This is a genomic window from Pseudomonas sp. ZT5P21 (genome assembly GCF_054897785.1).
Genome location: NZ_CM142705.1, coordinates 4226156 through 4251804, shown reverse-complemented (window position 1 = coordinate 4251804; position 25649 = coordinate 4226156). Strand labels below are relative to the sequence as shown.

The following is a 25649-nucleotide window of genomic DNA, read 5'->3' as shown; positions in this document are numbered from 1 at the left end:
TCTTTTTTTCAGCGGTTCAGGGCTGCTCCACTCGTTCTAGAGTGAGCGCCCGCCGCTCGAGAGTTCCCCCGCCGTGAAACCAGCTCCTCTTGTCAGTATCGCCATTCCCGCCTACAACGCGCTTTATTTTCAGGCTGCGCTGCAAAGTGCTCTGAATCAGACTTATGCGTCGCTTGAAGTGATTGTCTGCGACGACAGCAGCAGCGACGAAATCCATGACCTGGTCCAGGCCTGCACGGTGCCGCAAGGCTTGACCCTGCGTTATGTGCGCAATGATCGCCATTTGGGGTTCAAGGGTAATCTGATGGCCTGCGCCGAGCAGGCAACCGGGGAGTACCTCAAGTTTCTCTGTGATGACGATCAGTTGCTGCCTGAGTGCATTGCCCGTCAGGTGCAGGGTTTCATCGATCATGACGATGTGAACCTCGTGGTTGCCCAGCGTCAGTACTGCGACGGTGATTACCTGCTGCTTCCCGAGCGCCTGGAGAACACCAGCTTTGCCTCGGGGGATACGCTGTTCAAGGGCGAAGACTTGCTGGATGTGCTGGAAAGCACGGCTCTCAACTTTCTCAGCAATCTGAGTGGCGCCCTGATGCGCACCCGTCAGGTGCTGGAGTATTTGCCTGCCTTGACCCAGGTCGGTGAAGGGTTTGTCGCCCGTCTCGATTTCGCCTTGTTCGTGTGCCTGTTGCGTCGGGGCAACCTGGCGGTAATGGGCCAGGTGCTCAGCTTCGAGCGCTTGCACCCGGCGCGCATGAGCAATCAACTGGAGGTCGAGCAGGCCGTGGCGGTCGAGCTTGGCTGGCTGACCCAAATGCTGGCGGTGCGCAGCGGCGAGCCGGCACCTGCGCCGGGACATGTTCGCTACATCGATCTGGCCAGCGCAGGCCTCGGTGAGCCGTATGCCTGGGAGGAAATGCCCCTGAGTCGTTCACTGGGCTTTTCCGCGACCTTGATACGTTCGCGGGTGGGTGAAAACTGTAACAGCTTCGCTGATGTGTACCAGCAATGGCTGGCCTGTCGCACCCTCAACCCGGCTCAGCAGCGCCTGTTGCCAGCGCGCCTTGCCTCGTGGCCATCGCGACCGCGAATCGTGCCGGTGGTGATGGATGCCGACGCCGACGATGCGGCGCTGGGCGTCACACTGGAGAGCATCGAGCGACAGGTCTATGCCGCCGAAACGGTGTTGGTGCTCTCCGGTGAAAATCGTGCCAGCGTCCCTGGTAACGTGATTCGTGTGACGTTGCAAGGCGACGGACTTGAGCAGCTCAATGTCCTTCTGATGCAAATGGACGGTGCGGACTGGTTCTATCTCCTGCGGGCGGGTGATCGCCTGAATGACCTGGCTTTGCTGCTTTTGGCCGAGCGCATGGTCGAGAGTGCCGACGCGTTGTGCATTTACAGCGATGAAGGTGGTCTGCGCAATGAGTTGTCGGTGGAGCCGATCTTCAAATCCGATTTCAATCTGGACCTTTTGCGCAGTTATCCCTACATCGGGCGGACACTGGCCATTCAGCGTCAGCGCTTTGTGGCGGCAGGTGGATTCAATCCGGATTTCACCGAGCTCAGTCCTCATGATCTGCTCTGGCGCCTCGTCGAAAGCCATGGCGCGCATGTCGTGGAGCATGTCGCCCAAGTGCTGGTCGAGTCCGCGTTCGGCATGTCGCAATGGCTCGCTCTGCCGCAGGTTATCGAGCAGAACTCTCGCGTACTGACTGCGCACCTTGATCGTATCGGCGCTGCACACGAAGTCCGGCAGGGCAGCGTGCCGCTGATCAATCGAATTGACTACCATCATGGCTTTCAGCCGTTGGTGTCCATCGTTGTGGTGATGCGGGACCGGCTCCGCCCGCTTCAGCGCTGCATCGAGAGTGTGTTGGAGCATACGGCGTATGCTCACTACGAATTGTTGATCGTGGACAACGCAAGCACCTCGATCGAGGCGCGGGACTGGCTGGCCGCCATGTCGCAAATGGGCGGCGAAAAATTGCGCGTGCTGCACTGCGATTACCCCGATAACCCGGCCGCGGCGCAGAATTTCGCGGTTGCCCAGGCTCGCGGCGAGTATGTGCTGTTGCTCAGCGCGGATAGCGTGATCGTCAACTGCGACTGGCTTGGCGAACTGTTGAATCACGGCTTGCGACCGGAAGTGGGGGTCGTTGGCGGCCGAATGGTCAGCCCTCAGGGTCGCATTGAAGGTTCGGCCCTGGTGTTGGGAATGCGCGGCCCTGTCGGCGTGCCTTGGCGCGGGGAAGTGATGACCGCCCCGGGTTATATGCAGCGCCAGCAAGCGGTGCAGAACATGAGCGCGGTGAGCTCCGAATGCCTGCTGGTCCGCAAGCAAGTGTTCGATGAGCTTCAGGGGTTTGACGATCAGGCCTTTTCCCACATGCTCAACGGCCCGGATTTCTGCCTGCGTGTCAGGCAGAAGGGGTATCTGGTGGTCTGGACGCCGTATGCCGAATCGGTTCGGGTAGCACCCGAGGCGGAGAGCGGGCCGGTGGCGTCAGCGCTAGTGGCTGAGCAGAAGCAATTCTATCAGCGCTGGCTGCCGATCATCGCCAGAGATCCGGCGTACAACGTCAACCTGAGCCTCAATACCAACAATTTCAGTCTTGAACCGGGTTTCAAGAACGATTGGAATCCTTTCGCCCGTCACATGCTGCCGCGGGTATTGGCGATCCCGATCAACGAGACCGCCGTAGGCCATTACCGTGTCACCCAGCCGTTTCTGGAGCTGGAAGCCGCGGGTCAAGTGCTCGGTAATCTTTCATTCCATACGCCGTCGGACATTGAGCTGGAGCGCCAGTCGCCCGACGTCATCATCCTGCAGGGACGCTACAGTCAGAGCGCGGTGGATGAAGTGGAGCGGGTCAGGAACAGCTCTAAGGCTTTCCGGATCTTCGAGCTTGATGACTATGTCATCAATGTTCCCAAGAAAAATGCTCACGTGCGCAAGGCCGTCGTTGGTGTCGAACAAATCGTGCGGCGTGCGATCGGGTTGTGTGACCGGGTGGTGGTATCGACCCAGCCGCTGGCCGATACACTCAAAGGCATGCATGACGATATTCGCGTCGTGCCGAACATGCTTGCTCCGCATCTTTGGACCGGTCTGAGCAGCCAGCGACGTACGTCCCGCAAGCCGAGGGTCGGCTGGGGTGGAGGGACCAGTCATGATGGGGATCTGGCGATCATTGCCGATGTCGTTCGCCTGCTGGCGGATGAAGTCGAATGGGTGTTTTTCGGTATGTGCCCGCCGGCACTCAAGCCTTACGTACATGAATTCCATCCGGCCGTCGGCCTGCAGGCTTACCCCCTCAAACTGGCCAGCCTGAACCTGGATCTGGCGTTGGCGCCGTTGGAGTTTCACATCTTCAACGACTGCAAGAGCAACTTGCGCTTGCTGGAGTACGGTGCCTGCGGTTACCCGGTGATCTGCACGGATACAGAGGCCTATCGCGGTTACCTGCCGTGTACCAAGGTGGTGAGCAACAGCACCGAGGAATGGCTTGAGGCGATTCGTATGCACCTGGCTGATCCGGATGCGAGTTATCGCATGGGTGATGCGCTGCGCGAGGAAGTGCTGCGTGACTACATGCTGCGGGGCAACAATCTGAATTACTGGGCTGAGGGTTGGTTGCCGAACTGATCCCTGGATTCTTTTGTGATCGGGTACATATCCGTTTCTGCGATCGGCGGCGGGCGGTTTTTTGATGGGGTACATATCCGTTGCTGCGGTAACGACTACTTAGGGTTTCGCCCTTACGGCGACTCACTTTTTTTTCAAACGCCGCGTCGATCTGCTTTTGTAGGAGCTGCGTAGTGGCCAACCCGGCATGGATGCCGGGTTAGCCGCCCCCGGCCATGGATGGCCGAAGGCGGCGGGCCCACGGAGCAGGACCAGAGCGAGGGCATGCCGAGCACTAGCGAGGCACCGAACGAAAGGGGCAAAAGCGCTTGGTAACTTGGCGCTTCTCCAAGTGACTCGCCGTAAGGGCGAAACCAATAGCCGCCGTTGCCGCAGAAACGGATATGTCCCCAAACCCAAATGAACAGCCATGAGGCTTTCAATGCCTGGCGTTTCCCGTCTCAGCGCCCACCCACCGCACTGAAAGAGCTGGCGCGTTTCCTGCAAGTCCCCCCGATATCGCCATAAAACGAGCACTTCCGGTGAATCCAGAAGCGCCCTGACCGGCATTTAAGGTTTTATCCAGACGGCCCGCAAAAGCTTGATACAGCTTGGCTGAGCCCTGTGACGAACAAGAGGGGAGACGATGAAGGCAGTTATTTTGGCGGGTGGTCTGGGCACGCGCATCAGTGAGGAGTCGCACCTCAAACCCAAGCCGATGATTGAAATCGGCGGCAAGCCAATTCTCTGGCACATCATGAAGCAGTACTCCGCTCACGGGATCCATGATTTCGTGATTTGCCTGGGCTACAAGGGCTACGCGATCAAGGACTTCTTCGCCAACTACTTCCTGCATACCTCCGACGTCACGTTCGACATGTGCAATAACCGCATGGACGTTCACCAGAACTACAGCGAGCCATGGCGTGTCACGCTCATCGATACCGGCGAAGACACCATGACCGGTGGCCGCTTGCGCCGTGCCAGCCGCTACCTGGAAAACGAAGACGCGTTCTGTTTCACCTATGGTGACGGGGTGTCCGACCTGAATATCGGCGCACTGGTGGACTTCCACCTGTCCCACGGCAAGCTAGCCACGGTCACGGCGGTCCAGCCGCCCGGTCGTTACGGTGCCCTGGAGCGCGACGGTGACCTAGTTCGCGGTTTTACCGAAAAGCCGCGTGGCGACGGAGGCTGGATCAATGGCGGCTTCTTTGTGTTGTCACCCAAGGTGCTGCCGCTGATAACGGCCGACGAGACGGTCTGGGAATCCGAACCTTTGACCGGCCTGGCCAGCAATGGTCAATTGGCCGCCTTCCAGCACGACGGTTTCTGGCACCCGATGGACACTCTGCGTGACAAGAACCACCTGGAGCAGTTGTGGCAGAGCGGGGAGGCCCCATGGAAGCAATGGGACTGAGTCCGGAATTCTGGCAGGGCAAACGGGTTCTGTTGACGGGCCACACGGGTTTCAAAGGCAGTTGGCTGACCCTGTGGCTGCAAAGCCTGGGCGCCGAGGTCAGCGGATTTTCCCTTGAACCGTCGACCGAGCCGAGCCTGTTCGAACTGGCGCGTGTTCACGAAGGCATCAACGATCGGCGCGGTGACCTGCGTGACTTGGGCGCCTTGCTCGAATTGATCGCCGACACCCAACCGGAAATCGTCCTGCACCTGGCGGCGCAACCGCTGGTGCGCGAGGGCTATCGCGATCCGTTGGGGACTTACTCCAGCAACGTCATGGGCACCCTGAATCTGCTCGAAGCGATCCGTCAGGTCGGCGGCGTGCGCGCTTGCGTGCTGGTGACCACCGACAAGGTCTACGCCAACCAGGAATGGCTGTGGCCGTACCGTGAGAACGAAGCCCTGGGCGGGCACGACCCTTACAGCAGCAGCAAGGCGTGTTGCGAGTTGCTCGCGCAGTCTTACGCCGCGTCGTTCTTCCCGGCGCAACGTTATGCCGAACACGGCCTGGCGCTGGCCACGGCACGGGCCGGCAATGTGTTGGGCGGTGGTGACTTCGCACCGGAACGCTTGATCCCCGATGTGCTCAAGGCCTGGTCAGTGGATGAACCGGTGACCCTGCGCTACCCGCAAGCGGTCCGCCCGTGGCAGCACGCGCTGGAACCGCTGGCCGGTTACCTGCAACTGGCCGCCGGTCTCTATGAGCGAGGTCCCGAGTTCGCCGGCGCCTGGAACTTCGGCCCGAGCGAAGCGGACATGTGCAGCGTCGGCGAAGTGGTCGAACTGCTCGCCCACCGTTGGCCACAAGCACGCGGATTGCGCATCGAACCGAGTGACTTGCATGAGGCTGGCCTGTTGCGGCTGGACAGCAGCCGCGCCCGTCAACTGTTGGCCTGGCAACCGCGCTGGTCGTTACAGCAGTGCCTGACCCAGACCCTCGATTGGCATCTGGCCTGGCAAAACGGCGACGACATGCGTGCAGTCACGTTGGCCCAGTTGAACCTGTACCGAGGCACGCTGTGAGCGAATTTTTGTTGAAAACGCTGCCGCTGGCGGGTTTGTTCAGCGTGCAGCACAAACGCTTCGAGGATGATCGCGGGCACTTCGCCCGGTTGTTCTGCGAAGGCAGTCTGAGTGCTTTCGGCCAAGCGTTTCATATTCGCCAGATCAACCATTCCTGCACCCGTGCACGCGGCAGTGTGCGTGGCTTGCATTACCAGAACGCTAACGCGCCGGAGGCCAAGCTGATCACCTGCCTGCGCGGTGAAGTCTGGGACGTGGCGGTGGATTTGCGCCCCGACTCCGAGACGTTCCTGCACTGGCACGCCGAACACCTTCGGGCCGGCGACGGTCGCAGCCTGCTCATTCCAGCCGGATTTGCCCACGGTTTCCAGACCCTGACCGACGACGCCGAATTGCTTTACCTGCACAGCGCTGACTACGCGCCGGAGCACGAAGACGGTTTGTCGGTAAACGATCCACGGCTGGCGATTGCCTGGCCGTTGCCTGTCAATAATCTGTCGGCCAGGGACGCCAGCCATCCCCTGCTTGATGAACGTTTCGCTGGAGTGCGTCTATGAACTGCCGTGGTTGCGGTACTCCATTGGCCTTGCCGCTGATCGACCTCGGCACGTCGCCGCCGTCGAATGCCTACGTCCGTGCCGACCAGCTGGAACAAGCCGAACACTGGGTGCCGCTGAAAGTTGCGGTGTGTCAGCAGTGCTGGCTGGTGCAGACCGAGGATTACACCAGCGCCGACAGTCTGTTCGACGCCGAGTATGCCTATTTCAGTTCCTTCTCCAGCACCTGGCTGGCCCATGCCGAGCGCTATGTGGCCGACATGGTCGAGCGTTTCGGCCTGACGGGTGACAGCCGCGTGGTCGAGATCGCCGCCAATGACGGTTACTTGTTGCAGTACGTGGCGGGGCACGGCATTCCTTGTCTTGGCGTCGAGCCGACCCGCAGCACCGCGCAAGCCGCACGGGAAAAAGGCCTGGAGATTCGCGAGTTGTTCTTCGGTCGTGAAACCGCCGCGCAATTGGTCAGCGAAGGATGGGCCGCCGACCTGATGGCGGCCAACAACGTGTTGGCCCACGTGCCGGACATCAATAATTTCCTCGGCGGCTTCGCAACCCTGCTCAAGCCGACCGGCGTGGCGACCTTCGAGTTTCCGCAATTACTGACGCTGATGGCCGGGCAGCAGTTCGACACGCTGTATCACGAACACTATTCCTACCTGTCCCTGACCGCCGTGCAGACGTTGTGCGAACGCAATGGCCTGGAAGTATTCGACGTCAATCAGCTGTCGACCCATGGCGGTTCGTTGCGGGTATTCGTGCAGCGTGCCGACGGGATTCGTCGACACGTGCAGCCAGCGGTTGCGCAACAATTGCAGGCCGAACTCGCCGCCGGCGTAAAAACCCCGGAGTACTACGCCACCCTGGCGCCCGCCGCCGAGGGCATCAAGCACGACCTGCTGCGCTTCCTGTTGCAGGCCAAAGCCGATGGCAAGCGTGTGGTCGGTTACGGCGCTGCCGCCAAGGGCAACACTTTACTCAACTACGCCGGAGTCAGACCCGATCTGTTGGCCTGGGTGGCCGACGCCAATCCGCACAAACAGGGCAAATTCTTGCCAGGCAGCCGTATCCCGGTGGTTTCGCCCGAGCGTATCGCCCTCGAACAACCCCACTACATCCTGGTTCTGCCCTGGAACCTGTTGCCTGAAATCACCCAGCAATTCGCCTCGGTCAAAGCGTGGGGCGCTCAGTTTGTCGTCGCCGTTCCGGAGTTGAGTATTCAATGAGCAGAATTCATTACACCAAACCGAGTGTCGGCGAACTGGAAGCCCGGTATGCCCTGGATGCCGTGCAGAACGGTTGGGGCGCGCGTTGCTACGAATACCTGACGCGTTTCGAGCACGGGTTTGCCGAGCACCTCGGAGCGACCTATGCCATCGCGACCTCCAGCTGCACCGGTGCGCTACACATGGGTATGGCGGCGCTCGGCATCGGAGCGGGTGACGAAGTGATCCTGGGCAATACCAACTGGATCGCTTCGGCGGCACCGATTACTTATCTGGGCGCTACGCCGGTATTTGTCGATGTTCTGTCGGATAGCTGGTGCCTGGATCCGGAGCTTGTCAGGCAAGCAATCACTCCGAAGACCAAAGCCATTCTCGCGGTTCATCTTTACGGCAATCTGTGCGACATGGATGCATTGCTGGCGATCGGTCGCGAGCACGGTATTGCGGTCATCGAAGATGCCGCCGAAGCCATCGGCTCGCAGTGGCGCGGCAAGGCGGCCGGCTCGATGGGGTCGTTCGGTGCGTTTTCATTTCATGGCACCAAGACCATGACCACCGGGGAGGGCGGCATATTCGTTACCTCGGACAAGACCCTGTACGAGCGTGTCCTGACCTTGTCCAACCATGGTCGTGTTGCGGGCAGCACCAAACAATTCTGGCCCGAGTTCATGGGCTTCAAATACAAGATGAGCAACCTGCAAGCCGCCGTCGGCTGCGCCCAGGTCGAGCGTATCGAGGAGCTGATCGAACGCAAGCGGACGATTTTCGCCAATTACGCCCGTGCGCTGGCATCCCTGCCGGGTGTAGCGCTGAACCCCGAGCCTGCACACGCCCGTAACGGTTACTGGATGCCAACCGTGGTGTTCGATGCCGAGACCGGGATTCATCGCGACGAAATGATCGCCGCCTTCCAGGCCGCCGATATCGACGCCCGGGTGTTCTTCTGGCCACTGTCGTCGTTGCCCATGTTCAGCGAGCACGTTGTCGATACACCGGTGGCGTTTGCATTGCCGGAGCGCGCGTTCAACCTGCCGAGCTATCACGACATGACCGACGCCGATCAGGCACGCGTGGTGGATGTGGTGCGTGCGCTGCTCGCAAAAAGGCAATCGCTGTGAGGATGTATTTGCTGGGCGCTGCCAACCCGGAAGCGGTGCGCATGCTGCATGCGGTGAAACGCAGCACGCCGGACGTCGAGTTCGCGTTTCTGGACAATGACCCCGGTAAGCAGGGCACTCTGTTTTTTGGCGTGCCCGTCATTGGCGGTTCCGCGCTTGTCAGTGAACTCAAAGGGCCGGACGCGCGCTTCGTCAACCTGATCACCGGCAGCACCCGACTGCGTTACGAGACCACCCGCGAGTTGGTCGAGGCCGGTGCCACCCTGGGCCAGTTCATTCACCCCGGCATCGACCTGACCATGATTCGCATGGGGCAGGGCAGTTACCTGCAGGAAGGCGTGATCATGCAAGCCGAAGTGACACTGGGTGACAACACCAGCATCAGCGCCGGCAGTGTGGTGGGGCATGAAGGGCAAATCGGCCACTCGGTGTTCATGGCGCCCGGCGTGTGTATTGCCGGTTGCGTGGAGATCGGCGACGGCACGTTTATAGGCACCAACGCCACCATTCTTCCACGCTTGCGTATCGGTCGCTGGGTCACTATCGGTGCCGGTGCTGTCGTGACCAAGGATATTCCGGATTTTTCAGTCGTGGCGGGCAACCCCGCCAGGATCATCAAGACCAACGCGGTGCCTTACCCCGACGGTAGGGTCTTCAAGTAACCCGTTTTCCCATTTTTCTGGAGCGTTCCAATGAATCCCCATGAGCAGTTTCGCGAAGAAGTAAAAGACAACATCGAAGGCCTGCAGCAAGACAAGGCACTGCAAGCCGAGTCGCTGGGCTGGGTCGGCACCACGGCCAAACACAAGTACACCTACAACTTCAGCTGGATGGGCCGGCCGATCATTCAGTTTCCTCAGGACATGGTCGCCATGCAGGAAATCATCTGGAACCTGCGTCCGGATGTGATCGTTGAAACCGGTATCGCCCACGGTGGCTCGCTGGTGTTTTACGCATCGATCCTGGAACTGATGGGCCATGGTGAAGTGCTGGGTGTCGACATCGACATTCGCCAGCACAACCGTGAAGCGATCGAAGCTCACCCTATGAGCAAGCGCATCCAGATGATTCAAGGTTCGAGCATCGATACCGCCATCGTCGACCAGGTGCGCCAGCGCATCCAGGGCAAGAAAGTGCTGGTGGTACTGGATTCAAATCACACCCACGAACATGTCCTCGAAGAGCTGCGCCTGTATGCACCGATGGTCTCGGTGGGCAGCTATTGCGTGGTCATGGACACCGTGGTCGAAGACATGCCGGAAGATGCGTTCCCGGATCGCCCATGGGGCAAGGGTGACAACCCGAAAACCGCGGTCTGGGCCTACCTGAAAGAAAACCGCGATTTCGAAATCGACCAGGCGATTCACAGCAAGCTACTGATCACTGTCGCTCCAGATGGGTACCTGCGCCGAGTGCGTTAAGCGACAACTTTATTCAAGCGTTCATCAGGCAATCGGTCTGTGGTGGGGAAGGATATGCAAGGCATTTACGGTTCTGAAAACACGTTGCCCTTGAGTGAACTGTTCACTCTGGTGCTGATTACACACAACCGCCCGGCGTTCCTGCGCAGGGCATTGCAGTTCTACAGCACGTTGCCTTGCAAGATTCTGGTCCTCGATTCATCGGCCGTCGCTCTGGAGGGCGCGGCTGCGGTCGCGGACACCATCGACTATCGGCATTTGCCGCAGTTTGGCTACTGGGGCATTCAGGCCAAACTGGTGTACGGCGTCGAGCAGGTCACCACGCCATATATGGTCTTCGCTTCCGACGATGACTTTCTGTTGCACGGTGCACTCACCGAGTCGGTGAACTTCCTCGAAGCCAACCCCGACTACGGCCTGTGCCATGGCTATTGCCTGATGTACCTGACACACGCCACCTATGTGCAGTACTACCGGCGTGACAAGAAAGTGCATGAGGATTACAACGCCGAACACGGTCAGGATCGTTTACTCGATTACATGAGCCAGTACATTCCGCCGTTCTATGCGGTGCACCGTACTTCCTTGTTGCGTGACTGGTATGAAGCGATGCCTGAAGGCACGATCTTCCAGTGGCAGGAAATCGGTCATGTCTACTACATGCTGGCACGGGCCAAGGCGCGGATTCTGCCGATGCCCTACGTCGTGCGTGAGGTCAACTATGGCCGCTCGGATCACAACACCGAAATCATGACCACCTTGAGCTTCAAGGACGCACGATCTGTCGCCGACCGCGAGCGCTTTGCCGGGTTTCTGGCGTCGCTGCCGACCGGCATTAGTGGCCTGAGTGAACAGCAGACCGCGCAACTGGCCCTGCAAAGTTTCGCCGCCCTGGCCAAGAGCCTGATGACGCGTAACGCGCTGACCCTCGAGCCTGTTTTCGAGTCTTACTGGACCGACCCGACAGAGGGGCCGAAGCGAGTCTTCGGCACCGAGCAATATGTCGAGATGCCGTTCTACAACAGTGCCTTCTTCGAGCAACTGGCAGAGTGCGAGTTTCTGCTTCATGCGATGCCGGCCGGGCGCTTGCAGCTCGAAGAAATGGAAGGCGCATTGCTCAAGCAGGAAGCCTTGCAGCGCACCTACTCCAATGACACTCCGGCGACGATCCAGACCCGTCTGCTTCAAGCTGTTCGACTGGGTGCCTTCAATCGTCGTGTGGTGCAGGGACTGGTGCAGCAGCTACTGGATATGGATGAGCCCGCCGATGCCCGGGTGCTGTCCGACTGGGTTCAGCGGCTGGGCAGCGTGCCCACCTTCGACAGCCGCCAGTTGCTCGACACGATGCCTTCGGGGCGTGTGCGGAACTGGCTGCAGGCCCGTCAACCGAACGACACCGCGGTGAGGAAGATCAACCAGCAACTGGCCGCCAACGACGGTGGTCCTCAGTTCGGCATTCTGTTACTTGATCTGGACGCTGACATGGACAAGCTCCAGGTCACCCTGGATAGCCTCATGGAGAGTGCGTTCCGGGCATTCAAAGTGGTGATCTTCACCACGGGTGACTTGCCGGCGGTCACCACCGCCCAAAACACGCTGCATTTCGTCAAGGTCACGACGGCCAATTACGTCGACAAGCTGAACCAGATCGCTCGCCAGTCGACCTCGGACTGGTTGCTTCTGGCCGAGGCGGGCGACGAGTTCACCGCTGCCGGGTTCCTGCGTGCCAGCCTCGAGTTGCAGAACGCCGAAGGTTGCCGTGCGGTCGCGATGGACGAGATTCATCGTCAGGCCAATGGCGCATTGGTCGACGTCTTCCGGCCAGCCTTCAACCTCGACCTGTTGCAGAGCATGCCAGGATTGGTCGCGCGGCACTGGCTGATCCGCCGCGAAGCGTTGGTGGAGGCCGGCGGTTTCGCCCGCGAATTCACGTCGGCGCTCGAGTTCGACCTGTTGCTGCGCCTGATCGAAACCGGCGGCCTTGCCGGCCTTGCTCATCTGGCAGAGCCGTTGCTGATCACCGCAGCACCGGAGTTGGCGCCCAACGAACACGAACGTCAAACGTTGGTTCGTCATCTGGCAACTCGCGGATATCAAGCGCAGGTCAACGCCGAAGCGTCGGGCGGTTACCGTATTGACTACCGCCATGCCGATCGCCCGAAAGTGTCGATCGTCATCCACAGCGAGGACAACCTGGAGCACTTGCAGCGCTGCCTGGTCAGTATCTTGCAGCGCACGCGCTATCAAAACAATGAAGTCGTCATTGCCGATAACCATAGCCAGTCCGCCGAGCTGCTCGCCTGGCTCGACAGCCTGGAGCAAAACGGGCGTGGCCGGATTCGTCTGGTCAAGGCAACGCAGCGGCTGAGCACTTCGGCACTGCTTAACCTGGCGGTCGAGCAGGCTCAAGGTGAATACTTGGTGCTGCTGGCGGCGGACGCCGAAGTGGTTAACGCGAACTGGATCGAGGCGTTACTCAATCAGGCCCAGCGTCCCGAAGTCGGGGTGGTCGGTGCCAAACTGGTGGATCGCGAGGGTAATGTGAGCGGTGCCGGCCTGATTCTCGGGTTCGATGGGGGGATCGCTTCGTCATTCACCGGCGAGAAAAAGGATGCACCGGGCTACATGCGCCGACTGGCCGTCGAACAGAATTACTCGGCCGTATCCGGTGCGTGCCTGATGATTCGCAAGGAAGCCTTCGTGGCCCTCGGGGGACTGGATCGCGAGAATTTCGATGAGGTTTACGCCGATGTCGATCTCTGCCTGAAAGTCGCCGATGCCGGTTTGCTGACGGTGTGGACGCCGCAGGTTCAGATTGCACACCCGGGCACCTTGCCGGGCGACCCTCAGGTACTGGCGGCCTTGCGCGATAAGTGGCAGGCGCGCTTTGCCCACGACGACGCTTACAACCAGAACCTGGCCCTGACCGGCAAGAGCTTTACCCTCAGCGACGCCTCCAGTGTGAACTGGGCGCAGTTGCTTGCATAAGCCTGACTGACAGGTAAAAGGACTCAAGGCATGTTCAACGGTAAATCGATTTTCATCTCCGGCGGCACCGGCTCGTTCGGGCGCAATTTCATCCGTCGGCTGCTGGAGCAATATCAGCCGAAGCGGGTGGTGGTGTTCTCCCGCGATGAGCTCAAGCAGTACGAGATGCAGCAGACGTTCAACGCGCCGTGCATGCGTTATTTCCTCGGTGATGTGCGCGACGCCGACCGTTTGCGCCAGGCCATGCGCGGCATCGATTACGTGGTGCATGCCGCGGCACTGAAACAAGTACCGGCGGCGGAGTACAACCCGACCGAATGCATCCGCACCAACGTCAACGGCGCGGAAAACATCATCGCCGCGGCCATCGACAACGGCGTTGAAAAAGTCGTCGCGCTGTCCACCGACAAGGCCGCTAGCCCGATCAACCTGTACGGCGCGACCAAGTTGCTGTCGGACAAGTTGTTCGTCGCCGCGAACAATATTGCCGGCGACCAGAACACCCGTTTTTCGGTGGTCCGTTACGGTAACGTCGCCGGCTCGCGGGGATCGGTGGTGCCGTTTTTCAGCAAGCTGATTGCCGAGGGCGCCACAGAGCTGCCGATCACCGATGAGCGCATGACGCGTTTCTGGATCACCCTCGATCACGGAGTGCAGTTTGTGCTAGACAGCTTCGCCCGCATGCATGGTGGTGAAGTGTTCGTGCCGAAGATTCCTTCGATTCGTATCGTCGATCTGGCTTTGGGCATGGCTGAACATTTGCCGCACAGAAACGTCGGCATTCGTCCGGGAGAAAAACTCCATGAGTTGATGGTGCCGCTGGACGACGCGCGGATGACCCTGGAATTCGCCGATCACTACACCATTCAGCCATCGATTCGTTTCACCAGCGTCGACGTGGATTTTGCCGTCGACAAACTGGGCGAGCAGGGCAGGCCTGTCGGTGATGACTTCGAGTACCGTTCCGACACCAATCCGCACTACCTGTCGGTCGGCCAGATTGCCGACCTGCACGCGAAGCTGCCGGCATGATTCCCTATGGTCGGCAGAGCCTCGATCAGGCTGACATTGATGCGGTGGTCGCCGTGTTGCAGTCCGACTGGCTCACTCAAGGACCGACCATCGAGCGCTTCGAACAGGCGTTGGCGAAGCGTTGTCAGGCTGATTTTGCGGTGGCGGTATGCAATGCAACGGCGGCGTTGCACATTGCTTGCGTCGCAGCCGGACTCGGGCCGGGCGATCGCCTATGGACCACGCCAAACACATTCCTGGCCTCGGCCAACTGTGGTCGCTACTGCGGCGCCGAAGTGGATTTTGTCGACATTGATCCACTGACGTGGAATCTCGACGCCTATGCTCTGACGTCGAAGCTTGAGGCTGCCGAGCGCGATGGCACGCTGCCGAAGGTGCTGGTGGCCGTGGCGTTTTCCGGGCAGAGCTGCGACATGCGGATGATCGCCGGACTGGCCGAACGTTACGGCTTCACGGTGATCGAGGACGCGTCTCACGCGGTCGGCGCTGCCTATGCCGGGCGCCCGGTGGGTTGCGGTGAGTTCGCGGCGATGACGGTGTTCAGTTTTCACCCGGTGAAAATCATCACCAGCGCCGAGGGGGGCATGGTGTTGACAAACCGCCCTGAACTGGCTGAGCGTTTGCAGCGTCTGCGCAGCCACGGCATGACCCGCGATCCGCAACAGATGACCGAATCCAGTCACGGCCCCTGGTATTACCAGCAAGTGGAACTGGGTTTCAACTACCGGATCACCGACCTGCAAGCGGCACTGGGTCTGTCGCAACTGAACAAGCTCGATGGCTTCATTGCGCGCCGACGTGAACTGGCGGCGCGTTACGAGCGGTTGCTGGCGTACTTGCCCGTGACCTTGCCCGGCGCGCAGCCTGAGGCCGAATCGGCGTGGCATCTGTACGTGGTGCGATTGCACACAGACCGGATCAACCTCAGCCATCGACAGGTTTTCGAAGGCTTGCGAGCGGCCGGGGTCGGTGTGAACCTGCATTACATTCCGGTGCATTTGCAGCCGTACTATCGCGACCTGGGGTTTGCCGAGGGTGACTTCCCCCAGGCTGAACGTTATTACGCCGAGGCCATCAGCCTGCCGATGTTTCCTTCTCTGAGCGATGAACAGCAGGATTACGTGGTCGAGCAACTGCGGCGTCTGGTGCTTGAGGAGTAGTGTTTTGAGCAGTGTTGCGATCATTCCGGCCCGTGGCGGCAGCAAACGGATCCCGCGCAAGAACCTCAAGCCGTTCGACGGCGTGCCGATGATCGTCCGTTCGATCCGTACGGCGCTGGCGTCGAACCTGTTCGATCAGGTAATTGTCAGCACCGACGACGAGGAAATTGCCGAGCTCGCTCGGGCGAGTGGCGCTGACGTTCCGTTCATGCGTCCCGTTGCGCTTGCCGATGATTTCACCGGGACTGCCGCGGTCATCGTTCACGCTTTGAATCAACTGCCGTCGTTCGACTTTGCCTGTTGTATCTACGCGACCGCGCCGCTGTTGCAGGCACGCTATCTGCGGCAAGGGCAGGAGTTGCTGATGCAGCATCCGGACAAGTCCTTCGCGTTTTCCGTCGCCGGTTTCGGTTTCCCGGTACAGCGTGCCCTGGTCCTTGATGACGAGGGCGCATTGACTTCGCTTTACCCGGAATTTCGCACGACCCGCTCCCAGGATCTGCCCGACGCTTTTCAGGACGCCGGCCAGTTTTATTGGGGGCGCAGCGAAGCCTGGCTGCGAGGGGATGCGCTGTTTTCTTCAGCGAGTCTGCCGGTTATTCTGCCGCGACATCTGGTGCAAGACATCGACACCCCCGAAGACTGGAAGCGTGCCGAATACCTTTTCGCCGCGCTCAAGGCCGCGGGTGAGTTGCAATGAGAGTATTGATTCGCTCTGACGCGTCGCCAACAATCGGCAGCGGTCATATCGCTCGCTTGTTGCCGTTGGCCAGAACTTTGCGCAAGCAGGGATCGCATGTTGCGTTTGCGTGCCGCCAACTGCCTGGACATCGGCTCGACACGCTGGCGGACGACGGCTTCGAAACCTTCGCGCTGCCGGATCGTTATCCCGATGAAGACCCGCAGCAGGCCATCGAATCCATGCTGCCGTGGCAGGCGGACATAGACGCTTTGGCGCAAGCGTTGGGAAATCATTGCGCGTTTGACTGGATCATCGTCGACCACTATGGCCTCGATCATCATTGGCAGACCGCAGCCCGTCGCTGGGCGCCGCGCATTGCTGCGATAGATGACCTGGGAACACGCACGTACAGCGTCGATCTGTTGCTCAATCAGAACCTGTCAGGCACCCCGCAAGCCTATGCGTCGCGGCTGGCGCCTGGTTGCCAGACATTGCTCGGCCCACACTTTGCCTTGCTGCGCGATGAATTTTGTTGCCCGGCGATCGAGATCAAACCCCAGGCTAAGCGCGTGCTGGTTAACTTCGGCGGCTTCGATATGGCGATGCAGACTCACCACGCGATGCTGGCGTTGGCGGACCTTCATGAGCTTGAAGTCGATTTTGTTGCCGGTGCCGATAACCCGGCCTGGGAGAAAATGCAGGATTTGGCGGCAAGCCATCCGAATTGGCGCCTGCACAGTTTTGTCAGCGACTTCTACCGGTTGATGAGCGAAGCCGACCTGTTCATCGGTGCGGGCGGTGGCACCAGTTGGGAGCGGGCGGCCATGGGGCTGCCGACAATCTGCATGGCGGTCTCGAACAATCAGCAAGTCAATGGCGAGGTCATGGCGACTGCCGGGGCTCATGTGTATCTGGGTGCCCGTGAGCAGGTCAGCGTCGAACAGTTGCGTCAGGCCATCGGCTTTCTCGCGGGCAATCAGGGGATGCGCCAAAGTCTGGCCGAGCATTCCCGGCGCCTGGTCGATGGCCGTGGTGCGCAAAGGGTGGCGGCAGCGCTCGCCGGTGCGGTGCTGCAGATTCGCCAGGTCACTCTCGACGATGCGCGATTGTTGTTCGACGGCCGCAATGCCGAAGTGGTGCGGCGTGCGTCACTGTCCCCGGAGTTTATTGATTGGCCTCAGCATCAGGCCTGGCTGGCCGCAAGCTTGAGCAATCCCGCGCGATTGCTGTTGATCGCCGAAGCGGACGATGGTCCGGTTGGTGTGCTGCGTTATGACTTGGACGGGCGCGCCGCCGAAGTCTCGATTTATTTGCTTGAGGGGCGCTTCGGTCTGGGTTGGGGCAAGGCACTGCTGGCTCGGGGCGAAGCGTTTGTGAGCGCCCACTGGCCGCAACTGCGGGCCATTACTGCTCAAGTGTTGCCAGAGAACCAGCCATCGGTGAAGGTGTTTTGCGAGGCCGGTTTTGCTCAGAGTGCCTGCGCGTTTACGCGCGTGTTGAAGGATGATATCAATGACTAGTTTCAAGATTGGCAATCGCTCCATCGGTGCCGATGCGCCGCCGTTCATCATTGCCGAGATGAGTGGCAACCATAACCAGTCCCTGGAGGTGGCGCTGCAGATCGTCGACGCCGCGGCCAAGGCCGGTGCGCATGCCTTGAAACTGCAAACCTACACCGCTGATACCATGACCCTGGACCTGTCCGAAGGCGAGTTCTTCATCAAGGACCCGAACAGCCTCTGGGCCGGTTCTTCGCTGTACGCGTTGTACGAAAAAGCCCACACCCCATGGGCGTGGCACGCAGCGATTTTCGCCCGTGCCAGGGAGCTGGGCATGCTTGCGTTCTCCACGCCTTTTGATGACACAGCGGTGGACTTCCTCGAAAGTCTCGACGTGCCGGCTTACAAGATCGCCAGCTTCGAGAACACCGATCTGCCGTTGATTCGTCGGGTCGCTGCGACTGGCAAGCCATTGATCATTTCTACCGGCATGGCCAGCATCGCTGAGCTCGACGAAACCGTACGTGCCGCCCGTGAAGCGGGCTGCAAGGATCTGGTGTTGCTCAAATGCACCAGCACTTACCCGGCAACGCCAGCCAACAGTAACGTGCGGACGATTCCTCATTTACGCGAGTTGTTTGGCTGCGAAGTCGGGCTGTCCGACCACTCCATGGGCGTCGGTGTGTCCGTGGCAGCGGTGGCGCTTGGGGCGACAGTAGTAGAAAAGCACTTCACTCTTGATCGCAGCGCGGGTGGGGTGGACGCCAGTTTTTCGCTCGAGCCGGCTGAGCTCGCCAGCCTGGTGATAGAGACCGAACGCGCCTGGCAGGCCATGGGGCAGGTGCATTACGGTGTGACGGACGCCGAGCGCAAGTCGCTTGTTTACCGTCGTTCGCTCTACGTGACTGAGGATATGGCTGCCGGCGAGCCCTTCACCGCAGCCAATCTGCGAGCCATTCGTCCGGGGCTGGGGTTGGCCGCAAAGCACGCGGAAACCCTTCTGGGCCGTCGCGCCCGTCAGGCCATCAAGCGCGGAACGCCGCTGGACTGGTCGCTGGTCGAATAACTTCTTGTGACGCTGATTCGGCAAAATAGCGTGACCTGCGAGTCATAACGCGCATCTTCACTGTATTGTATTAATAGGGAAGGTGGCGCCTGGCCTGTTTTTAGCCCAGTGATAGCCTTCTATTCTTCCCGCTGTCGCCTCAATGGGGCGACGTTTTTCTCTGTTTGTCGGCGCCCCTCGATTCCTTGCGAGCGGTGGTATTGGGCTGTTTATTATTGGGAAGCCGTAATGATTGGCATAAAAAGCATTGCGAGCTACGTTCCTGTAGCCGGCGTGGACAATTACGCACAAGGTGCAAAATTCGAAAAGGATGAAGAGTTCATCCTGGGCAAGATCGGTTCAGCCTTTCTGCCGCGCAAAGACGCCGGGCAGGAAACCTCGGACCTGTGTGTCGAAGCGGTCAACGCGCTGTTCGCCAACAATCCCGATTTGAAACGTGAAGCCATCGACGTGCTGATCGTCGTTACCCAGAACGGTGACGAAGAAGGGCTGCCTCACACTGCTGCGATCGTTCAGGACAAGCTGGGCCTGCCGACCACTGTGGCGGCATTCGATATTTCCCTGGGCTGCTCCGGTTACGTCTACGGTATCTATGCGATCAAGGGCTTCATGGAAGCCGCAGGCCTGAAGAATGGCCTGCTGGTCACTGCCGATCCGTACTCGAAGATCGTCGACCCGGAAGACCGCAACACCACCATGCTGTTCGGCGATGCCGCCACCGCAACCTGGATGGGCGAGAACGCGCCATGGCAGTTGGGCAAGGCCAAGTTTGGCACCGACGGTTCTGGTGCGCCGCACCTGAAGGTCACCGATGGCGTGTTTTTCATGAACGGCCGCCAGGTGTTCAACTTCGCGTTGCTCAAGGTTCCGGCGCATTTGCATGAACTGCTGGCCGACTCGCAGCTGACGGCTGACGATATCGATGCCTTTTGCATCCACCAGGGCAGTGCGGCGATTGTTGATGCCGTGGCACGACGTTTCGAGGGCGAGCCGGAGAAATTCATCAAGGACATGGTCGAGACCGGCAACACGGTGTCGTCGAGTATTCCATTGCTGCTGGAAAAACACGTGCTGGACTCCAGCTGGAAGCGCGTGGCGTTGAGTGGTTTCGGCGTTGGCCTGTCATGGGGGTCGGCGATTATCTATCGCCCTTGATCTTCAAAAGCCAGACACAAAAAAAGCGTTCAAGGTGTAACCTTGAGCGCTATTTTTTTGCCCGAATGAAAAGCGAGGCTGCATGAGCGAGTTCTTTGAGCGCAACGGCGAGGTGATTCAGCGGCGCTGGCCCAAGGTCTGGCATCGACTGTCGGTTGAGAACAGCGCCGCCTTGCAAGCAGATCTGGTGGAAGGCCTGGGCTCGACACTGAGCATCAATGGCATCCAGTTGACCAGTCGACATGACCGCACTCGCGAAGCGTTGCTTCAGGCCGACAGCTTGCCAGTCGACAGTCCGGTGGTGCATCTATACGGCACCGGGCTGGGTGATTTGCAGCTGCAATTGCTGGAGCGTGCCGGACTTGAAAGGTTGTACGTGCATATCCTGAACGGTGCGGTGTTTGCCCTGGTGCTGCAACTGCTCGATCAACTGCAGTGGCTCGGCGATTCGCGCGTGGATCTGCTCTACGCTGGTGATCTGGCGGAAATCCAGTTGCCGTACTTCGCGCTGCCTTCGGAGCTGGTGCTGGCGGACGACTTCAACGCCAAGATCCGCGACCGGCTGATCAGTGAAACCCACCTGACCTTCAATAACCGCAACTTCGATCCGGACAATCCCGAGATTGCCGAGCGATTGCAGGAATCTGTCGAGCGTGTTCGTGCCGATGCCGATGCTGCCGAGTTGTTCGCCAGCTGTTCCGGCAGGCAGGTGTTTGTCATCGCCACCGGGCCGAGCCTGGAACAGCATTTCGACACGCTGCGTTCGGTACGCGAACACGCTCAACGGCCCTTGTTCATTTGTGTGGATACCGCCTACCGGCCGCTGATCGAACAGGGCATCCGGCCGGACGTGGTCGTCACGATCGATCAGCGCATCTCGACGCGTCATTTGCCGTCCGATGGCACCGGCGATATCAAGCTGGTCTATATGCCCATGGTCGATCCCACGGTTTTGGGGGCTTGGCAGGGCCAGCGCTACGTGGCTTATTCCGCCAGTCCGATCTATAGGGAGCTGCGCGAGAGGCTACCCAAGGCCCAGCTCTATGTCGGTGGCAGTGTGATCCACCCGGCTGTGGACCTCGCGGTGAAAATGGGCGCCAGCCAGATCACCCTGTTCGGCGCTGACTTCGCTTTCCCGAAGGACAAGACCCACGCAGGCTGGAATGACGGTGATCTTGGACCGCAACTGGGCGCGGCCCGGCATTGGGTGCTGGACGGCCACGGTCGGCGGGTCAAGACACAGCTCAATTTCCGCAGTTACTTGTGTGAGCTGGAACGGTACATCGCCGGGCATCCTCACGTGGATTTCTATAACAGCAGCCGCGCAGGTGCGATGATCGTCGGCACGACGTTCCACCCGGAGTTCACAAGATGACTCGATTCTTGCTGGCTGCGCAGGCGCAGCAGTGTTCCGGTTTGTTCCGTCTGGGGCGAGACGTCGAAGCGGCGCTGCTGATGGTTCAGGTGTGCAGCGATGTTCAACTCGTGATGGGCCGTGCGAGTGTTGAGGTTCAATCCCGCTGGACGGCGTTGCTCACCGACATGCTGGTCCGTCAGGAGGCGCAGGACTGGTTGGCGCTGGCGGATCATCTGGACAATGAGCTGCCGCAATTGCTAAAGGCGGCAACCGCTGGTTAACGCTTTTTGACAGGTGCCGGTACAGGCGAGTCCTCGCTGTCCCTTGCCGGCATTTCACTGACGTCAGTTTTTTTTGTATCGGACTGCCGCCAAGCCCTTGTTTCATGAGGGGTGGCAGTGTGATGGCAAATATTTTTCAAAATCCCCTAAAGCAACCTGCGTTCGCGACGATAACTATTACGAAGGTTCTCTAGGCCATACCCGGCGGTTGCCAGGGCCGGAAGCCGCAGTACCCAACCAACGAGGAATTCGTCATGGCTTTGACAGTAAACACCAACACTACTTCGCTGAACGTTCAGAAGAACCTGAACAAGGCTTCCGATGCTCTTTCGACTTCGATGACTCGCCTGTCTTCCGGCCTGAAAATCAACAGCGCCAAAGACGACGCCGCTGGCCTGCAAATCGCTAACCGCATGACCTCGCAGATCCGTGGTCAGACCATGGCTATCAAAAACGCCAACGACGGTGTTTCGATCGCTCAGACCGCTGAAGGCGCTCTGCAAGAATCGACCAACATTCTGCAGCGTATGCGTGAAATCGCCCTGCAATCGCGAAACGACTCCAACGGCACTGCTGACCGTACCGCTCTGGACAAAGAATACCAACAGTCGATCGCCGAGCTGACTCGTATTGCTCAGTCCACCAACCTGAACGGCAAGGCGCTGATCGACGGTACTGCTGGCGCAATGGAATTCCAGGTAGGTGCGGGTACTACTTCCGACAACCAGATCACCCTGACCCTGTCGACCAGCTTCGACGCCAGCGCCCTGGGCATGACCGGTACTACCATCTCCGGTGTTAGCAACTCGGGTAACCACAACTCTGTACTGTCGGCGATCTCGGCCATCGACATTGCGCTGAACAAAATCAACTCCACTCGCGCTGACCTCGGTGCTGCTCAAAACCGTTTCTCCACCACCATCTCCAACCTGCAGAACATCAACGAAAACGCCGAAGCTGCACGTAGCCGCGTACAAGATACCGACTTCGCTGCTGAAACTGCACAGCTGACCAAGCAACAAACCCTGCAACAAGCTTCCACGTCGGTTCTGGCTCAGGCCAACCAACTGCCATCCGCTGTACTGAAACTGCTTCAGTAATAGCCGGGTAAGTTTTGGCGGGGGAGTGCGCACGCGCGCTCTCTCGCTTTTTCAGTTTAAGGGGTGATGGACATGGATATGAGCGTGAAGCTGAACTTGTCTTATCCAGCTGCGAAGCCGGCGACGACTGTTGCTGACAATCCGGTGGAAAAGCCTCGAACCGATGCTGCTGTGGTGGCGCCGGTCAAGGATGAGCCAAAAGACGCGGTAACCGAGCAGGACAAACTGAAGATGGCCGTTCAGGAAATTGAAAAGTTCGTTCAATCGGTCAAGCGCAATCTGGAGTTCTCGATCGACGAGCCTTCAGGCAAAGTGATTGTCAAAGTGATTGCCAGCGACTCGGGTGAAGTGGTCCGCCAGATCCCCAATGAAGAAGTCCTCAAGCTGGCCAATAGTTTGAATGATGCAAGCAGTCTGTTGTTCAGCGCTAGAGTCTGACAGCTGGCACGAATTTTGTTGTTATGTTCTTTTGGGCGTTGTAGTGGTCAAAAGGCCGGCGACACACTGAAGGGAGTTCCATATGGCAAGTCCAATTCTACCGGGTCTGGGTTTAGGCTCCGGCCTTGACACTACGGCTATCGTCAAAGCCTTGGTTGATGCTGATAAATCGGCCAAGCAGAATCAGATCACCCGTCAGACGGCCACCAATACCTCGCAGATCTCCGGTGTAGGGACCCTCAAAAGTGTCCTGGCGAACTTCCAGACCGCGCTCAAGAACCTTGGCGATACGAAAACCCCGCAGTTCCTGGGTTTCAACGCGACGACTTCCGACGCCAAAGTGTTGACCGCCGTTGCCAGTAACACTGCGGTCAATGGCACCTATGTCATCAAGGTCAATAACCTTGCGACCTCGTCGAAAGTGGCGACTGCCGCGTTTGCCGGCGGTCCTGGCAGTGCCATTCCGAGTGGTACGCTCAACATCACTCAAAATGGCATTACCCGTCCTGTCGACATTCCCCCCGGCGCCACCCTGCAAACGGTGCGGGATGCGATCAACACCCAGCAAGGTGCCAATGGCTTCAGTGCCAACATTGTCACTGACTCCTTCGGTTCGCGTCTGGTCATGGGGTCTACCGTTACCGGTCTGGGTTCCGATATCGAGCTCAGTAATATTGCCGGCCTGGAAATCACCCCCGGCCAGAAAATGGGCACCACGCCTACGGCGACCTCGGCCGGTGCCATCGGCGAACTCGCCGCGGACGCCAGCTTCACGGTTGACGGACTGGCGATCACCAGCAAATCCAACACCGTGGCTAGTGCCATTTCCGGACTGACACTGAATCTGGTGGCGGGTGGTGGGGCGACGTCCACTGTGACGGTAGGGCCGAACAGTGACGGTTTGAAAAAATCGATCCAGGCCTTTGTCGATGCTTACAACCAGGTTGTCAACAGTGTCAATACGCTGAGCAAGCCCTCCCTGGATAAAGAAGGCAAGCCAACCATTGCTGCGGCATTGACCGGTGACTCGCTGGGTCGGGGTATCCTCGCGTCGATCCGTGAGCCGCTGGCCAGTACTGGTGCGGGCGACAAGCTGACCGTGCTTTCGCAGTTGGGTATTACCACCAACCAGAAAACCGGTGCGCTCGATTTTGACAGCACCAAGTTCACTGCTGCGATGGATACGCAGAAACTGGGTGGTGAGATTCAGAAGCTGTTCCTGGGGGATCCAGCGGCGACCGGTAATGCGGCCAAGGGTCTGCTGGAACGAATGAACGCGGCGATCACGCCTTATACCGTCACTGGCAGCGAAGGTATTCTTGATGCCCGTGCTACCAACCTGGCGAAGGCCAAAAGCAACCTGGCCAACCAGCAGGAGGCACTGGATCGGCGGATTGAAACGCTGACAGCCGTGCTGACCAAAAAGTACAACGCCATGGACACCCTGGTCGGCAAGCTCAAGGCAACTGCCAGCAACATTACCTCGATGTTCGAGGCAATGAACGCACAGAAAAACGCCTCATAGCGTGTAAGCGCCAAAAGCCCGGCAGCGATTCCGCTTGTCGGGCTTTTTTTGTTTCGATCTAAAGATTTTTGACGCGGTGTCGATACACTGCCTATACGAATCACAAAGTTTTGATGAGGTACAACATGAACCCGATGTTAGCCCTTCGGCAGTACCAGAAGATTGGCGCTCAGGCCCAGACTTCCGAAGCCAGCCCCCATCGCCTGGTGCAAATGCTCATGGAAGGTGGTCTGGATCGCATCGCTCAGGCCAAGGGTGCCATGGAGCGCAAGGATATCCCCGGCAAAGGCATTTTTATCGGCAAGGCCATCGGCATCATCGGTGGCTTGCGCGAGGGTCTGGATCTGGAAAATCAGGCCGATTCCGTGGGTGAACTGGACAGCCTCTACACCTACATGATGAAGCGCCTGACGGAAGCTAACGTCAAAACCGATCCAAAGATTCTCGACGAAGTCGCCGATCTGCTTCGCACCGTCAAGGACGGCTGGGACGCAATCGCCGCGCCGGGTCCGCAGTTTTAAGGAGATCACCATGAGTCTTGTATTGCAGCGAATCGAAGAAACCCGCGAAGGCCTGGTCGGTGCTTTGGCTGAGCGAAACTGGGAAGCCATTGGTGAATTGGACCTGGCTTGCCGTTCCTGCATGGAAGACGTCTTGAGTGAAGCTTCGGTGGACGAGGCCGCGTTGCGCGACAACCTTGAGGAGTTGCTGGGGGTCTATAAGCAGCTTCTTGATGCGGCGACGGGGGAGAGGCAAGCAATAGTCGATGAGATGTCGCAGATCCATCAAGCACAGAATGCAGCAAAGGTTTACCATCTGTTCGGTTGATTAATCCTCAGTTAATCCAGACCGGGCGCGCCATAAATTTGACTGTGCACGGTTTTTTGACTTAACTAGTGGCTGGTTGCAGATTTCAGGCGTCTACAGGCATAACG

The 25649-nt window shown here is 59.1% G+C and carries 22 protein-coding genes; all 22 read left to right on the top strand.

Going from position 1 to position 25649, the window contains the following annotated elements; genetic code table 11:
• Positions 1–73 precede the first annotated feature (73 nt).
• The 22 genes from ACYZT9_RS19710 to ACYZT9_RS19605 all read left to right on the top strand — a co-directional run bounded on the left by ACYZT9_RS19710 (position 74) and on the right by ACYZT9_RS19605 (position 25542).
• Entirely contained in the window at positions 74–3649 is a 3576-nt protein-coding gene (locus ACYZT9_RS19710; RefSeq protein ID WP_462007019.1) for a glycosyltransferase, read from the top strand.
• Between the two features lie 625 nt (positions 3650–4274).
• Positions 4275–5048 carry a glucose-1-phosphate cytidylyltransferase gene (rfbF, locus tag ACYZT9_RS19705; protein ID WP_462007018.1) on the top strand — a complete coding sequence of 258 codons (774 nt, stop codon included), beginning with the start codon at positions 4275–4277 and terminating at the stop codon, positions 5046–5048.
• Positions 5030–6112, top strand: coding sequence for a CDP-glucose 4,6-dehydratase (rfbG, locus tag ACYZT9_RS19700; protein ID WP_462007017.1), 1083 nt, complete (start codon positions 5030–5032; stop codon positions 6110–6112). The genes rfbF and rfbG overlap by 19 nt, the downstream gene beginning before the upstream one ends.
• A complete protein-coding gene (locus ACYZT9_RS19695) occupies positions 6109–6669 on the top strand; it encodes a dTDP-4-dehydrorhamnose 3,5-epimerase family protein (protein WP_462007016.1) in 561 nt (186 codons plus the stop codon). The genes rfbG and ACYZT9_RS19695 overlap by 4 nt, the downstream gene beginning before the upstream one ends.
• Positions 6666–7892, top strand: coding sequence for a methyltransferase domain-containing protein (locus ACYZT9_RS19690; RefSeq protein WP_462007015.1), 1227 nt, complete (start codon positions 6666–6668; stop codon positions 7890–7892). The genes ACYZT9_RS19695 and ACYZT9_RS19690 overlap by 4 nt, the downstream gene beginning before the upstream one ends.
• Complete coding sequence (locus tag ACYZT9_RS19685; protein ID WP_462007014.1) at positions 7889–9010, top strand: DegT/DnrJ/EryC1/StrS family aminotransferase; 1122 nt, start codon at positions 7889–7891, stop codon at positions 9008–9010. Before ACYZT9_RS19690 ends, ACYZT9_RS19685 begins: the two co-directional genes overlap by 4 nt.
• A complete protein-coding gene (locus ACYZT9_RS19680) occupies positions 9007–9672 on the top strand; it encodes an acetyltransferase (protein WP_462007013.1) in 666 nt (221 codons plus the stop codon). The genes ACYZT9_RS19685 and ACYZT9_RS19680 overlap by 4 nt, the downstream gene beginning before the upstream one ends.
• Before the next feature lie 30 nt (positions 9673–9702).
• On the top strand, positions 9703–10431 hold the full coding sequence (locus ACYZT9_RS19675; protein WP_462007012.1) for a cephalosporin hydroxylase family protein: 729 nt from the start codon (positions 9703–9705) through the stop codon (positions 10429–10431).
• A 54-nt stretch (positions 10432–10485) separates the two neighbouring features.
• The gene (locus ACYZT9_RS19670; protein ID WP_462007011.1) at positions 10486–13419 is read left to right on the top strand and encodes a glycosyltransferase family 2 protein; all 2934 of its coding nucleotides are present in this window, start codon (positions 10486–10488) and stop codon (positions 13417–13419) included.
• A 30-nt stretch (positions 13420–13449) separates the two neighbouring features.
• Positions 13450–14451: a UDP-N-acetylglucosamine 4,6-dehydratase (inverting) gene (gene pseB, locus ACYZT9_RS19665; RefSeq protein ID WP_462007010.1), complete on the top strand. Its 1002-nt coding sequence runs from the start codon at positions 13450–13452 to the stop codon at positions 14449–14451.
• Positions 14448–15611: a UDP-4-amino-4,6-dideoxy-N-acetyl-beta-L-altrosamine transaminase gene (gene pseC, locus ACYZT9_RS19660; RefSeq protein WP_462007009.1), complete on the top strand. Its 1164-nt coding sequence runs from the start codon at positions 14448–14450 to the stop codon at positions 15609–15611. Before pseB ends, pseC begins: the two co-directional genes overlap by 4 nt.
• Positions 15612–15615: 4 nt before the next feature.
• Positions 15616–16311 carry a pseudaminic acid cytidylyltransferase gene (gene pseF / locus ACYZT9_RS19655; RefSeq protein ID WP_462007008.1) on the top strand — a complete coding sequence of 232 codons (696 nt, stop codon included), beginning with the start codon at positions 15616–15618 and terminating at the stop codon, positions 16309–16311.
• Entirely contained in the window at positions 16308–17813 is a 1506-nt protein-coding gene (pseG, locus tag ACYZT9_RS19650; RefSeq protein WP_462007007.1) for a UDP-2,4-diacetamido-2,4,6-trideoxy-beta-L-altropyranose hydrolase, read from the top strand. Before pseF ends, pseG begins: the two co-directional genes overlap by 4 nt.
• Positions 17806–18858 (top strand): pseudaminic acid synthase, encoded by a 1053-nt coding sequence (gene pseI, locus ACYZT9_RS19645; RefSeq protein ID WP_462007006.1) that lies wholly within the window; start codon positions 17806–17808, stop codon positions 18856–18858. The genes pseG and pseI overlap by 8 nt, the downstream gene beginning before the upstream one ends.
• 228 nt (positions 18859–19086) lie before the next feature.
• Positions 19087–20013, top strand: a complete 927-nt coding sequence (locus tag ACYZT9_RS19640) for a ketoacyl-ACP synthase III (protein WP_462007005.1) — start codon at positions 19087–19089, stop codon at positions 20011–20013.
• 82 nt (positions 20014–20095) lie between these two features.
• Complete coding sequence (locus ACYZT9_RS19635; RefSeq protein WP_462007004.1) at positions 20096–21388, top strand: motility associated factor glycosyltransferase family protein; 1293 nt, start codon at positions 20096–20098, stop codon at positions 21386–21388.
• Positions 21385–21651, top strand: coding sequence for a hypothetical protein (locus tag ACYZT9_RS19630; protein WP_462007002.1), 267 nt, complete (start codon positions 21385–21387; stop codon positions 21649–21651). Before ACYZT9_RS19635 ends, ACYZT9_RS19630 begins: the two co-directional genes overlap by 4 nt.
• A gap of 254 nt (positions 21652–21905) precedes the next feature.
• Positions 21906–22751 (top strand): flagellin domain-containing protein, encoded by an 846-nt coding sequence (locus tag ACYZT9_RS19625; RefSeq protein WP_462007001.1) that lies wholly within the window; start codon positions 21906–21908, stop codon positions 22749–22751.
• 72 nt (positions 22752–22823) lie between these two features.
• Complete coding sequence (locus ACYZT9_RS19620) at positions 22824–23189, top strand: flagellar protein FlaG (protein ID WP_462010262.1); 366 nt, start codon at positions 22824–22826, stop codon at positions 23187–23189.
• 82 nt (positions 23190–23271) lie between these two features.
• Positions 23272–24714 carry a flagellar filament capping protein FliD gene (gene fliD, locus ACYZT9_RS19615; RefSeq protein ID WP_462007000.1) on the top strand — a complete coding sequence of 481 codons (1443 nt, stop codon included), beginning with the start codon at positions 23272–23274 and terminating at the stop codon, positions 24712–24714.
• A gap of 125 nt (positions 24715–24839) precedes the next feature.
• Positions 24840–25235, top strand: a complete 396-nt coding sequence (gene fliS / locus ACYZT9_RS19610; RefSeq protein WP_462006999.1) for a flagellar export chaperone FliS — start codon at positions 24840–24842, stop codon at positions 25233–25235.
• A gap of 10 nt (positions 25236–25245) precedes the next feature.
• The gene (locus ACYZT9_RS19605; protein ID WP_462006998.1) at positions 25246–25542 is read left to right on the top strand and encodes a flagellar protein FliT; all 297 of its coding nucleotides are present in this window, start codon (positions 25246–25248) and stop codon (positions 25540–25542) included.
• The last annotated feature ends 107 nt before the right edge of the window (positions 25543–25649 follow it).